Genomic DNA, 12,977 nt, shown 5'->3' with positions numbered 1-12,977 from the left:
ATAACGCAGCATCGCCCGGACTTTCCAGCCGGCGCTTGCCGATCGGCATGGTGTGCACTGCATGGTCGGCAATCACTTCCGCTCCTCATCGGCAATATCCAGGCCATGGTCGAGTGCATCGAGAAGCTGCCCGGCCTCATGCTCGGAGATCACCAGTGGCGGAGCGAGGAACAGCGAGGTCTGCTCGCCGCTGGTGCCGATCACGGCGCCGGCCTCCAGCGCCCGCTCCGCGACGCGCGAGGCGATCGGCACCTCGGTGGTGTCGGCATGCCAAGAGCGCCAGTCCGGCCCGTGCAACTCCACGGTCCAGTGCAGCCCCTGCCCCGCCACGCGCCGCACGCTCGGATGTTTCTGCGCGATGGCGAGCAAACGGCGGGTGAACAGCTTTTCGAGGCTCTTCACGTGCTCGAGAATCTTCTCTTCGCTGACGACCTTCAGGTAAGCGCTAACGGCGGCCATGCTGATGGGATGCCCGCGCAGCGTGCCGTAATTCTGCCAGCTCGTGCCCTTGAGCCGCTCGACGATGTCATTCGACACCACGACCGCGGCAACCGCCGCCGCGCCGCCGCCGAGCGATTTTCCGAGCGTCACGATGTCAGGTCGGCTTTCGGCTCCCTGGAACGCGAACCATCGCCCGGCGCGGCCTGCTCCGGTCACCACTTCGTCGGCGATCCAGTATGAGCCAACCTGCCGAGCGCACCGCGCCACCTCGTCCTGGTAGGCGCCATCGTAGTAGATGCCGCCTTGCGTGTAGTCGATGATCGTCGCTGCGGTATCCGAAAGCAGGCGGGTGGCATCGGCAAGATATTCGCTGGGCGGGGTGTTGTTGGCGGGCGCGCCGTAGATCGCGCCATCTGGCGCTGGCAATATCCGCACCGGCGCCATCGGCGCCGGCAGCTTTGAGCCGCCCGAGTGCACCGCAAGGCCGCCATGCCATTGCGGCTGCACCGTCATGCTGCGCGACAGGCCCGTAATGCCGTGATAGGCGCGTTCGCGCGTCGCCAGCGCGGACCGCTGCGTCAGGGCCTGACAGAGCGACAGCGCCATGTCGTTGGCCTCGCTGCCGCTGATGCAGAAGCGCACCGCGCCGACCCAATCCTCTTCGCCACTGAAAGCGGTGGCCATCAAGTCGTCAGCGGCCCGCTCGCGGCCGACCCAGGTCCAGCCCTCGTTCACGACGGGCGTATCCGCGGCGCGGCGGATCGCCTCCACCATCGCGGGATGACGATGTCCGAGGCCGCCGCCGGTGTTGCTGCCGTCGATGAGCTTGCGACCATCCGACAGATGAAAATAGACGCCCTCGCCGCCGACCACGGCCATGGGCGCGCTGTCGCCGGCATTCAGCCCGGTTCGCAACAATCTGCTCATTGCAATCCCTTCATTCCGCAGCCTCGGCACCGTAGCCACCGCCGCCGCAGGTCTCGATCGTGACGAGATCGCCTTGCTGCAGCACCAGGTTCGACTTGCCGTCGATCGCGACGCTCGCGCCCTGCCGGATGAGCGAGATGCGGCAGGCCTTGCCGGGTTCGCCGCCCTGCATGCCGAACGGCGCGATCACCATGCGCTCGATGCAGGTGGTCAGATGCATCGACGGCGCCAGAATGCGATAGCTACGAATGACGCCGTCCCCGCCGCGATGTGCGCCAGCGCCGCCGGACTGCCGGCGAATGGCCTGCTGCTCGACTTGAATCGCGTAATTCGCCTCGATCACCTCGACCGGCGTGTTCGAGGTGTTGGACAGATGCACCCGCGTCGCCGAGATACCGTCCCGATCATGCCGCGCGCCCTCGCCACCGCCGTGAACCTCGTAGAGCATCTTCCACGAACCGTTCTGCCGCGGTTCGGCGAAGAAGAGGACGCCCGCCGTGGTCGCCCCGCCGGCCGACAGACGTTCGGGAATGGTGTGCTGCATGGCGCGGCAGATCGCATCGACGATGCGCATCGAGGTCTCATGGTTGCCGGCTGCAACCGAGGCATTCCAGCCCGGCTCCAGGATCGAGCCCGGGCGTGTGATGATGGTCAGCGGCCGCAGCGCGCCCGCGTTCTGGTTCATGTCGCGCCCGCTCATGATGCGCGCGGCATAGGCCACCGCAGAGCGGGCCATGAACGGCGTGGTGTTGCAGAAATTCGAGACGCGGTCGCAGCTTCCTGAAAGATCGAAGGTCGCTTCGTCGCCTGCGATAGTGATCTTGACATGAATGCGCGCGGGCGCGTCATCGACGCCGCCGTCGTCCAGATAATCTTCGCCCTCGTAGATGCCATCAGGCAGATCGCGCAACGCCTCGCGCATCTCGATTTCGGAGAGATCGTGCAGGCGCGACTGTGCCGCCGTGAAGACCGCCTTGCCGTGCTCGCGGCAGAGCTCGACGATGCGCTTCTCGCCGGCTTTCGTTGCGGCGATCTGGGCGAGCAGATCGCCTTCGCAGGAGTCGGGATCGCGAACATTGGCCTTGAGCAGCTGCACGATCGGCGTATTGACGCCACTTGCCGTGGCGATCAGAACCGGCGGAATGCGCATCGCCTCCTGGAAGGTGTCGATGGCTTTCGCAAAATAGCTGCCGGGCCAGGTGCCGCCGATATCGGGCCAATGCGCGAGGCTGACCGCGAACGCGACGATCTCGCCATCGACGAAGACCGGCCGCACGACCTTGACGTCGTTGAGATGATTGCCGCCGAGCGGGCCGACATTGTAGATCAGTGCGTCGCCGTCGTTCAGGCTGTCCCGCGGCACCACTTTCAGCAATTCGAGGACCGTATAGGCCATCGCGCCGAGATGGATCGGGATGTCGCGGCCCTGCCCGACCAGGTCGCCGCGGGCGTCCGTGATCGCCGACGACAGGTCGCCGGCCTCGCGCAGCAACGGCGAGCGCGCCGAGCGCGTCATCACCAGGCTCATCTCCTCGGCCGCGGCCGAGAGCCCGTGCCTGATGACCTCGACGACGAACGGATCGAGCTTCATGCTGCCCTCCGCGTCAGGAACAAATTGCCTGAAACATCCGGCCTCGCCTGCCAGCCGGGCGGGACCATCACGGTCGACCATGCGTCTTCAATGATGGCCGGGCCGCTGACGATTTCGGTCAGCGAGGCGCGGTCGATGATGCTTGTCGCGATGTCGTGAAAGCCATCGAACGAGCAGATGCGCTCGCCTTTGGAGACCGTTCTGACCGCGACGGCCGGCCGATTCACAACGGTCGTCGATGGACGGCGTGCCTGCACCCGCACGGATTCGATGACGCAGCTCTCGCTCGTCGCATAGCCGAACAGCTGGTGGTGCCGGGCCAGAAAATCCTTCTTCAGCGCGATGACGTCGAGCGGTCGCACGAACGGCACCGGAATGGCGTCGTTCTGCGCGGCGTAGCGCATCAAGGCCACCAGCTCGACCCGAATTTCAGTCATGGCAACGCCGTTGGCGATGAGCGGCGCCGAGGCATCGTCAATCAGCGTTTCGATCCGCTCCGACATACGGGCGAAGTCGATGCCGTCGAGCGCAGCGCGCAAGGTTTGCTGCTGGAGGAAGCTGAAATCGGCGGTGAGACAGCCCAGCGCCGAGAACGCGCTCGATGCGCTGGGAACGACGATCTCGGCGATCCCGTAGAGATCGGCAAGGCCCGCGGCATGCATCGGGCCACCACCGCCAAAGGCGAGCAGCGTGCAGTCGCGCCCGTCGATGCCGCGCTCGACCGTGACGCGGCGGAGCGCGCGCGCCATTGTCGCATTCGCGACCTTGATGATGCCGAGCGCGGTTTCGGTCAGGTTCAGCCCCAGAGTGCGCGCGATCGGCGCGATGACATTAGACGCTGCCTGGATGTCGATTCCGATCCGGTCGCCGAGCCTGGTTTCAGGATTGAGATAACCGAGCACGGCGTTGGCGTCGGTGATAGTCGGCTCGGTACCGCCGCGGCCGTAGCAGGCCGGTCCCGGCTCGGAGCCGGCGCTTTCCGGTCCGACGGTCAGGCCGCCGGGACCATGGCGCACGATCGATCCGCCGCCCGCCCCGATGGAATGAACCGCAAGCATCGGCTGACGCAGCGGCTTGTCGCCGAGCATGCGGCCGTCTGTCATCTCCGCCTGGCCGTCGACGATCAGGCACACGTCGGTGGTGGTGCCGCCCATGTCGAACGTCAGCATCCGCGATGTGCCGAGCTGACGCGCGATGCTGACCGATGCAGAGACGCCGGCCGCCGGACCCGACATCGCCATCACCAGCGGCCGCCGCTTCACCGCCGAGATCGGGACCATGGCGCCGGCCGAATGAAACACCTGCAGGCCAGGGCCGATCGGCAATCGCTGCTCCAGCTCGCTGAGATATTCCACCGCGATCGGCATGGCGGCCGCGTTGAACACGGTCGCCGAAGTCCGCTCGTATTCGCGCGCCTCGGGATTGACCTCGTGCGACAGCGAGACGTGGGCAACGACGCCCTTGAGCCGCTCGCCGAGCATTCTCTCGTGGACGGGATTCACATAGGCATGAAGCAACGCGACCGCGACGCTCTGCACGCCGGTCGTTTTCAGCCACGCCACCAGGCGCTCGATCTCCGCTTCATCCAGCGCCTTCAGCACCCGGCCATCGTGATCGAGGCGCTCGGCAAGCCCAAAACATCGTTCCGGCGGCACCAGCGGCGGCGATTTCGGCGGGATGTCGAGACGGTAGAGATCGCGGCGGCGATAGCGCGCGATCTCCAGCACGTCGGCAAAGCCTTCGGTCGCGACCAGCGCCACCTTCGGCAGCCGTCCTTCGACGAAGGCGTTGGTCACGCGCGTGGTGCCGTGGACGAAGCGCTTGACCTCGCTCTTGCGCAGGCCCACCGCCTCGATCGCCTCCAGCATCGCCTGAACCGGAGCCTGCGGGCGCGATGGCACTTTCGCGATCCGTGCCTCCGCGGGGGAGTGTCGGATCGCGATGATGTCGGTGAAGGTGCCGCCGATATCGGTGCCGACTTCCCAGTGATTTTCGTCAGCGCTCATGTGTGGGTCAGCTGCGGACGACATTCGAACCGGACGCCGGGTGGTTCCCGTCCGTCCCGAAATTCAATCCCAAGCCGAGCGCGCTCATCGTCATCCCCTGTCATGCCACCGCTTGCGAGCGTGCGACAGAGCGATGGGCTCGGGATAGGGTCAGCGTTGTCGCAACGCACTGGAGCAGCCCGCAACCGGCGCGGCGCGCCAAGGCACATTTTAGTGCAGCGCTGCCCGCGGGGAGTGCAAATTCCTGTGGATCGTTCCACGCGGGATAAGTGCAGCGCACCACGTATTTCCCCGGACGAAACGCCACATCTGCTGCACCGCAATTCATGCGCCGCGCACTCGCTGTCTAATTTGCAGGCGATCGACTGGCGCTACGGGCCATGAGATTGCTTATGAGCTATGCATGGCAGTCGGCTCAGCCTCTCTTTATTGTACGATCAGTAAGCGTGGTTTTGCCCGCTCAACGCATCGCGACCAAGCGGCGCCAGCCGATGACGATTCCCGTGACGGAGAACACAAAGCCGAGGGCGCAGAGCCCGACGACCAGACCGTCGCGCAGCAACGGACGCGCGACGAGAACCGGAAAATCCAGCGTGTGCAGCGCGCCGTAGAGCCAGCGATAAGCCCGCCGCGATGGATCCAGCCTTTGCAGCAAATTGCCGTCGGCGCCGTCGATGTCGAACCAGAGGTCACCGCAGTATGAGCGGTAGACCGGGGCGCCCGGGACATTGGACCGCGCGGGATAGTCGTCGTTGTCGGCAAGTACGGACGGACCGCTGCAGCCGGCCGCAAGGCGCGCGGTCAACCGCTGGACCTCCTGCACATCCAGAGATCCCGTTGGTCCGCCGCGGCGCGCATCCCCTGCCTTGATCAAGGTCTGAGCGGCAAGTCCCGTGCGATCCCGCCGATAGAGAGTGCCGTTGAAGGCAAACCATTCGATCTCGCGGGTCGACGGCGATACAGGCTGCCGATCGAGCGATGCAGCCGCCGACCAGTTCGGTGCAGCGTTCATCACGCTGGATTCGGCCGAGGTCAATTGCCCACGCGAGAACAGCCGGCCGTGATCCATGGAGAGCCAGCCGCTGAAAATCCAGGTCAGTACGAACACCATGGCCGCGAGGCCGATGAGATGATGCAGGGCATGCCAGCCACGATAGGGCGAGCCGATCAGACCGCCTCGAGGTTTGATCCGCGCAAGCCCGAGCACAGCGCCAAGCAACGCCGCGATCAGGGCCAGCAGCGACAAGGTCCAGACCACCCGATCCCACAGCGACCAGTTGCTTCGCAGGACTGTTGGATAGATCCAGTGCAGCACGCTCCCGACGAGATTCCATCCGCGCTCGCGGCGCGTCGTATCCAGGACGATCTCGCCGGTGAGCGAGGAGACATAGAGCTCCGTTGCGGCGGAGTCCCCCAGGGTAGCCCGAAACAAGGGCCGATGGCGGTCAAAGCCGTTCGGCACGCTCCATTGGTCGTAGTCCGAGCGCGCAACGATCGCGGCCCGCGCGGCATCTAGCCCGCGGCTGCGGGCGTGATCTCGCGCGATGGCTAGCGCGACGTCGGAAGACGCGACCGACGCGCCGGCCCCGTCGGAGGCACGAACAGCGCCCGCGCGCGACGGCCCCGCGACGACATAGACCGGTCCGTCGTTGCGCTGGATCAGACGAATGCGCGTCGCATCCGCGATCCCGCTCGCGGCCACGGCATCGGCGACCGCAAGCTGCCTCGTCTCAGCGCGATCGAGCGGCAGGAGCCCGGCAAAGCGTTCCGCTTCCGTCAACGACGGAAACGGAACGAAGTGCATCACGATTCCCGTCGCGAACCACATCGCGAACAGCAGGCAGAACGCGATCCCGAGCCATCGATGCAGCAGGACGATCGCGCGCATCATCGATCAGCATCCTACCATTTGAACGCGGCCGAGAGTTCATAGGTGCGCGGCGCGCCCAGCAGGATCTGGTCGGGATAGAACGGATCGCCCCAGATCGCATAACGCTTGTCGGCGATGTTGCGCACCCGGAAGGTCAGGCGGGCCTGATCGACCGCATTGAACACGGTCTTGGGGATGTCGACGAAGGCATAGACATCGGCCACGGTGTAGGCCTTCAGCGTCACGGTGTTGGCATCGGCGTTGTAGCGGTCGCCGACGTGGCGGCCGGTGATGCCGAGCTCGACCGCCCATGGCGTGAAGAACCGGTACGACGCGCCGGCATTGGCGACGACGCGCGGCACGTTCGGCGGCGTGTTGCCGGAGAACGAGCCGCCGACAAAATCGTAGTCGGCGTAGCGCGCATCGACATAAGCGATGTTGCCCCAGAGACGCAGAGGCTCGATCGGCCGCACGGACGCGGCGAGCTCCACGCCCCTTGATTCCTGCCGCCCGGCCAGGTTGAGCTGCATGCCGCCGGCCGCTGCATAGACGTTCTTGCGCAGGATGTCATAGGCCGAGAACGACCACTCCGCTCGATTGTCCCAGAACAGGTGCTTGACGCCGGTCTCGTAGGTGCGCGCGGTGGTCAGGTTGAGCGGATCGGTCGGATTGAGCAGGAAGATGTTGTTGGCCGCGATGTCGGCGCCGGTCGCATATTGGCTGAAGAAGGTCAGGCCCGGAACGGCTTCCCAGGTGTAGCCGATACGGCCCGTCGTCGGGACCCAGGATTGCGAGAACGGGAAACCCGCGTTCACAAGCCCGGTCTTGTCGGTCGAGTTGCGGTCGAGCCCGATATGCTCGACGCGGAGGCCGCCGACCAGCGCGAAGGTCCGTGTCAACTTCAACCGGTCCTCGAACGACAGCGCCTCGTTATCGATCCGCGCGGTCTGCTGCTTAGTCGTGAGCAGGCCGTAATAGCCGCGATCGGGATTGACCAGCGAGACGGAATCATCGGGGAAATTTGCGGCGCCCGGCCTCACGAAATCAAGGTAGCTTGACGACAGCGTCGTGACCAAGCGGTTGTCAAAGCCGGCGATATTCGCATCCCAGATCAAGTCGGTGATGTTGCCGACCAAGCGTTGGCTGTGCGCGACATAGAAGCGCCCACGGTCGACCATGTTCGTCCCGGAATTGAACGCCTCGACCTCGTTGTTGAGCCACGTGCGCTCTGCGCCATAACCATAGGCCTGGCTCTTCAGCGTCAGGTCGGGCGCCAGCTTCAGCTCGAAACCGCCGCGCAGCCACACCTCCTTCGCCACGTTCTTGTTGTCGAGGACGTTGTAGTTGGTGTTGAAGGTGCGGTCGTCGATCGTGACGGCCCCGAGATCAGTCTTGTTGAAATAAGTGCCGGAGACGATCCCCGTCGTCGCATGCGAGCCGCTGAAGGCAATCGGCACCAGCGGCGCACCCCAATAGGCTTTCGAGCGGTCTTCCCGATACTCGATCGCGCCCCAGACCTTGAGACTGTCGGAGATGCGGTAGTTGAGCTGGCCCGACACGTCGAGCGTCTTGGTGTTGGTGTCGTCGGCAAAGCCGTTGAGCGAGGAACGGCTGACGTCGAAGCGGTAGTCCAGCCCCTGCACATTGGTGCTGCCGCCCGAGCCGTAATGCGCCCGGAACGAATTGAGCGAATCCCAGGAGAAGTCCGCCTCGTTCCGGACCGGACCGGTGTGCGGCTGCTTGGTGACGAAATTGATCGCGCCGCCGGCGGCGCCCTCGCCTGACATCAGTGACGCCGGCCCCTTCAGGAATTCGACAGCCTCCAGATTGGCCGTGTCCATGATCCGCGAAGTCATGTTCTGCGGACCGATCTTGATGCCGTTGTAGAGCGTGTTGATCTGGCTGTTGGTGAAGCCGCGCATGGAGAAAGCCGACGGCTCGGCCGGATTGTCGCCCGCTGTGACACCCACCGCTCCCTGCGCGACGTCGGACACGGTGCGATAGCCCTGCTCGCGCATGATTGCGGCCGAGATCACCTCCACGGTGGCGGGTGTTTCGCGCACGGTCAGGCCGAGGCGCGAAGCGCTTTCGGCAACGGCGTTGGTGTTGAGCGGCGTCTGTGCCGCCGTGGTCGGCACGACGGGCTTGGGCACTGCGGATGCAGTCTCCGGCCGGCGCGCTGCTGCGCGGCGTGAGCTCTGCGTGTCCCGTCCGGCCGGCCTGGCCTGCCTGCGGGATTGTGGCGCCGACACCTCGACGGGCGGCAGTGGCTCGCGGGCCTGCTGCGCCAAGGCCGCTGGCATGTCGATGGCGACGAAAGATGTGAGAGCGGCGGATGCCAGTAGGAAACGGCGTGGTCGTACGATACGAAGGGAAAACACGGTCTTGGACCTCGGAGTGACGTCAGTGGCACGTCACCGCGAACCAGGGTCCCATCGTCCGGCTTGCAGCCTTCCGATGAAGCCGAATGTCTGTACTCCCCGACCGACATCTTCGCGTGTGACCACGGCTGACGGCAGGTCTCCTGGCTCGCGGGTCATTACCTTGCGTCGCCTTCCCGGGACCGAGATACCCAGTGGCATGTGATGCAAGATTCGCCGCTTACAGTTGCGGGGGCAGCCACGGCATTGGGGACAATGTCCCCGCACCGCATTCCCTTTTCATCCCCTCTCGGGGAAACCGTCGCGAGCATCTAGGATTACGATCCAGACAGAGTCAATGTGCCAGTTGCGGCGTTATTGCCACAACGAGCAGTTTCCTTGGAGATAAGCATGGAAGGCGAGACCTTCCTTTGGCTGATACGACATGCGCCCGTCGATGGCGTCAAAGGGACGATCCATGCCGCCGACGCACCGGCCGATCTCGGCGCTCGCGCGCAGCTGGAGGCGTTACGGCAGCGCCTGCCGCGGGACGCGGCGAGCTATGCGAGTCCGTCGCGGCGCACGGTCGAGACGGCCCGCGCGCTGGGGCTCGAGCCGCTGCAGCTGGACGAGTTCAGCGAGCAGAACTTTGGCGACTGGACCGGCCGTCGGCACGACGAGCTCGCCGCGACCGGTGGCGAGGCCTATGCACGGTTCTGGAGCGATCCTGCGCGCGGACGGCCGCCGGGCGGCGAAAGCTTTGAGGAACAGGTCGCGCGCGTCCGGCTGGGTCTGTCAAGGATCGGCGCCGGGGCCGCGACGCTCGTCGTGCATTCCGGCACGATCCGCGCGGCGCTGTGCATCGCGCTCGATCTGACCCCACAAGCCGCCCTGCGCTTTGTGATCGATCCGCTGTCGCTGACCCGGATCGACCGGCTCGCGACCGGCTGGCGCGTCGTCTGCGTCAATCAGCCGATGATTTGATCAGGCCGGACGATCAGGCACATTGGCCTGCGCAAAGGTCGCCATGCCATTGTGGAGCGCACAGGCCGACCGCACCAGCGGCAGCGCGATGGCCGCGCCCGATCCTTCGCCGAGCCTGAGATCGAGGCTGATCAGCGGCTGCAGATTCAGCGCGCGAAGCACCAGCCGATGGCCCTGCTCGGCGGATTGATGCGAGGCCAGCAGGAACGGCTGGCACGAGGGGTTGAGCCGCGCCGCCGCCAGCGCCGCCACCGACACGATAAAGCCGTCGATCAACACGGGGATGCGGCGCTGTGCAGCCGCGATAATTGCACCGCAGATGGCCGCAATCTCGAGACCGCCGACGGCGCACAGGATCTTTTCGGGCGAAGCGCCCGCAATGCCATGGCGTGCGATCGCAGCGTCGATCACCCGCGCCTTGTGCACACGGCCGGCCGCGTCAACGCCGGTCCCGCTGCCCGCGATCTCCTCAGCGCTCACACCGAGCAAGCCGGCCGCGATCGCCGCCGATGTCGTGGTGTTGCCGATTCCCATCTCGCCGAAGATCAGAAGATCGGGCTGCCCGGCCTGCGCGCGCGTCACCGCACGTCGGCCGGCTTCGAACGCAAATGCCAGCTCTGCGGGGGTGAGCGCAGCTTCGATGCTGAAATCGCGCGTGCCGCTGCGCGGCTTGTCGGTCACGATTCCAGCCATCTCCTCCTGCGCCAGCGTGCCGGAATCGACGACCTCCAGGCTGGAGCCCAGCTCACGCGCGAGCACCGAGATCGCAGCACCGCCGGAGGCGAAGTTTGCCAGCATCGCGATGGTCACTTCCTGCGGATAGGCCGAGACGCCCTGCGCGACGATACCGTGATCGCCGGCGAAGATGGTGATCGGCACCCGCGCCGCGCGCGGTTGCTCATTTGCTTGCAGGCCCGCAAGCTCGATCGCGAGCTGCTCGAGCCGGCCGAGCGCGCCGGTCGGTTTCGTCAGTTGCGCCTGCCGCGCCACCGCCGCCTCGCGGTGGACTGCGGAGATGTCGGGGCATTTTTGGGTGACCCATTCGGGGAGCATGCTGCCTCGCTTGCCTCACGGCCTGCGCTTGAGGATGTAACTGTCCATGATCCAGCCGTGTCGTTCGCGCGCCTCTTGCCGCACCGCGACGATGCGCGGGCCGATCTCGGCCAGCGCGCCGGACATCACGATCTGATCGGGCATGCCGAGATAAGCCCCCCACCAGATGTGCAGGCCTTCCGGATCGAGCGACTGGAACGCCGTGCCGCCGTCGAGCATCACCACCACGGTATCGACACCTGTCGGCCAGCCGCCATCGCGCAAGCGGCGTCCCGTCGTGACCAGGAAGGGCTCGCCGATGTCGTTGAGCGGCAGCGCATGCGTCGCACACAGCGCCTGGATCGAGGTGATGCCGGGAACGACCTCGATCCTTGGCGAGGGATCGAGCCGCCGCGCAATGCGCAGTGAAGAATCATAAAGCGAGGGATCGCCCCAGATCAGCAGCGCGACCTTGCCCTCGCCTTCAAGATGATCTGCGATCGTCTGCGACCAGGCAGCGGCCACCGCATCGTGCCAATCGTCCACGCCCTTGCGATAATCCGCTTCAGCGGCGTCACGGACGGGCAGATCGAACTCAGCAATGCGCGTCGTGTCGCTGGTGAGCACATCGGCGCAGATCGTCCGCCTGAGATCGGCGAGATCGGATTTTGCGGTTCCCTTGCGCGGGATCAGGACGAGATCGGCCGCGTTGATGGCGGTGATCGCGGCGCGCGTGAGCTGCTCGGGATCGCCGCAACCGATGCCTATCAGGGAGAGCGTGAGCATCGTAGCTGCGAAGGGCGGCCATAACGGCCGCCCACTCGCTTGTCTCTAGGCCGCGTTGTGCAAACGCGGCGTGACGAGGCCGGCCGCGGTGACGCCGCGCAGCGACTTCGCCAGCGCCAGCACGCCGAGATCGGCGAGCGGCTCGATCACGATGACCAGCGCATAGGACGCGGCGAAGGTCGCAATGTTGGCGAGGTTGGTCGCACCGAAGCCGGAGCCATAAATCGCCCAGAACGCCACCCAGGCGATGACGCCGGCCTGATAGGTCGTCGAAAGCGCCAGCGCCTGGCGGTACTTCAGATCGACATAGGCCGTGTTGCGCGAAATGATCCGCGTGGCGATTGCCTGGATCCCGAACAGCGGCACCAGCAGCGTGGTGACGTTCATGCCATATTGCGGCAGGTCGGGCGGCTCGAAGAAGATGCCCTGGAACAGCAAGCCGAACGCGAGGCCGAAGGCCGCAGGCGCAGCTCCAAACAGCAGGAACAAGGTCGAGCCGAGGATGAAGTGCACTTCGGAGACGCCGACCGGGAAGTGCGGCAGGATCTCAAAGAAGATAAACACGAGTCCAGTGGTGGCGAGCGTGCGCGCCGCGAACGAAATGATGCCCTGCTCGCGCACGGTCTCGACCGCGAGTTTCAAGGCAACACCGCCCACGGCGATGCCGGTTGCGTAACTCAGCACGAGCTTGGCGTCCGAGACTAGTCCGGGTTCGATATGCATGGCTCAGATCCTTCTTGCCGTCACACCCGACGGCCTTGGCCTCAAAACGTGCACGGCCGGTCTCCTGGCTCGCGGTTCACTGGGAGTCTCCGGCCTTCCCGAGCCTTGCGGCCCAGTGGCTGATCGAAGTCCCTCACCGCTGACAGTCGCGGGGGCGGCTGGGGTTTTGGGCGCCGCAACTGGGTCCGCCCATCCCCATTCCCGATTATGCTCCAGCGCTTTGCGCCGCGTCGAGCACCATGCATCCTCTGTGTGCC

9 protein-coding genes and 2 riboswitches are annotated in these 12,977 nt (G+C 65.6%); of the genes, 1 reads left to right on the top strand and 8 read right to left on the bottom strand.

Features of this window, described 5'->3' with window-relative positions; genetic code table 11:
- Positions 1–72 precede the first annotated feature (72 nt).
- The 5 genes from AC0L3U_RS19010 to AC0L3U_RS18990 form a co-directional block, all read right to left on the bottom strand.
- Positions 73–1,368 carry an aminotransferase class III-fold pyridoxal phosphate-dependent enzyme gene (locus AC0L3U_RS19010; RefSeq protein WP_473362763.1) on the bottom strand — a complete coding sequence of 432 codons (1,296 nt, stop codon included), beginning with the start codon at positions 1,366–1,368 and terminating at the stop codon, positions 73–75.
- Positions 1,369–1,378: 10 nt separating this feature from the next.
- Positions 1,379–2,959, bottom strand: a complete 1,581-nt coding sequence (locus tag AC0L3U_RS19005; RefSeq protein WP_473362762.1) for a hydantoinase B/oxoprolinase family protein — start codon at positions 2,957–2,959, stop codon at positions 1,379–1,381.
- A complete protein-coding gene (locus tag AC0L3U_RS19000; protein WP_473362761.1) occupies positions 2,956–4,965 on the bottom strand; it encodes a hydantoinase/oxoprolinase family protein in 2,010 nt (669 codons plus the stop codon). The genes AC0L3U_RS19005 and AC0L3U_RS19000 overlap by 4 nt, the downstream gene beginning before the upstream one ends.
- A 460-nt stretch (positions 4,966–5,425) precedes the next feature.
- Positions 5,426–6,856: a PepSY domain-containing protein gene (locus AC0L3U_RS18995; RefSeq protein ID WP_473362760.1), complete on the bottom strand. Its 1,431-nt coding sequence runs from the start codon at positions 6,854–6,856 to the stop codon at positions 5,426–5,428.
- 11 nt (positions 6,857–6,867) lie between these two features.
- On the bottom strand, positions 6,868–9,216 hold the full coding sequence (locus AC0L3U_RS18990) for a TonB-dependent receptor (RefSeq protein WP_473362759.1): 2,349 nt from the start codon (positions 9,214–9,216) through the stop codon (positions 6,868–6,870).
- 116 nt (positions 9,217–9,332) lie between these two features.
- Positions 9,333–9,534: riboswitch (cobalamin riboswitch) on the bottom strand.
- Positions 9,535–9,606: 72 nt separating this feature from the next.
- Here AC0L3U_RS18990 and AC0L3U_RS18985 point away from each other — a divergent pair.
- Positions 9,607–10,179 (top strand): histidine phosphatase family protein, encoded by a 573-nt coding sequence (locus AC0L3U_RS18985; protein ID WP_473362758.1) that lies wholly within the window; start codon positions 9,607–9,609, stop codon positions 10,177–10,179.
- Here AC0L3U_RS18985 and cobT read toward each other — a convergent pair whose 3' ends face one another.
- Genes cobT through AC0L3U_RS18970 form a run of 3 tightly spaced genes read right to left on the bottom strand, consistent with a single transcriptional unit; the run spans position 10,180 to position 12,720 of the window.
- Positions 10,180–11,232: a nicotinate-nucleotide--dimethylbenzimidazole phosphoribosyltransferase gene (gene cobT / locus AC0L3U_RS18980; protein ID WP_473362757.1), complete on the bottom strand. Its 1,053-nt coding sequence runs from the start codon at positions 11,230–11,232 to the stop codon at positions 10,180–10,182.
- 15 nt (positions 11,233–11,247) lie between these two features.
- Entirely contained in the window at positions 11,248–11,997 is a 750-nt protein-coding gene (cobF, locus tag AC0L3U_RS18975) for a precorrin-6A synthase (deacetylating) (protein ID WP_473362756.1), read from the bottom strand.
- Positions 11,998–12,042: 45 nt separating this feature from the next.
- The gene (locus AC0L3U_RS18970; RefSeq protein WP_473362755.1) at positions 12,043–12,720 is read right to left on the bottom strand and encodes an energy-coupling factor ABC transporter permease; all 678 of its coding nucleotides are present in this window, start codon (positions 12,718–12,720) and stop codon (positions 12,043–12,045) included.
- A 37-nt stretch (positions 12,721–12,757) separates the two neighbouring features.
- Positions 12,758–12,977: riboswitch (cobalamin riboswitch) on the bottom strand.

The organism is Bradyrhizobium sp. Kon69 (genome assembly GCF_055807515.1).
The sequence above is the reverse complement of the archived record's forward strand: the minus strand, read 5'-3'. Positions and strand labels throughout refer to the sequence as shown.

Excerpts from the sequence above, each read along its gene's own strand:
- AC0L3U_RS19010 (WP_473362763.1), bottom strand. The coding sequence starts at position 1,368 with ATGAGCAGATTGTTGCGAACCGGGCTGAATGCCGGCGACAGCGCGCCC.
- AC0L3U_RS19005 (WP_473362762.1), bottom strand. The coding sequence starts at position 2,959 with ATGAAGCTCGATCCGTTCGTCGTCGAGGTCATCAGGCACGGGCTCTCG.
- AC0L3U_RS19000 (WP_473362761.1), bottom strand. The coding sequence starts at position 4,965 with ATGAGCGCTGACGAAAATCACTGGGAAGTCGGCACCGATATCGGCGGC.
- AC0L3U_RS18995 (WP_473362760.1), bottom strand. The coding sequence starts at position 6,856 with ATGATGCGCGCGATCGTCCTGCTGCATCGATGGCTCGGGATCGCGTTC.
- AC0L3U_RS18985 (WP_473362758.1), top strand. The coding sequence starts at position 9,607 with ATGGAAGGCGAGACCTTCCTTTGGCTGATACGACATGCGCCCGTCGAT.
- cobT (WP_473362757.1), bottom strand. The coding sequence starts at position 11,232 with ATGCTCCCCGAATGGGTCACCCAAAAATGCCCCGACATCTCCGCAGTC.
- cobF (WP_473362756.1), bottom strand. The coding sequence starts at position 11,997 with ATGCTCACGCTCTCCCTGATAGGCATCGGTTGCGGCGATCCCGAGCAG.
- AC0L3U_RS18970 (WP_473362755.1), bottom strand. The coding sequence starts at position 12,720 with ATGCATATCGAACCCGGACTAGTCTCGGACGCCAAGCTCGTGCTGAGT.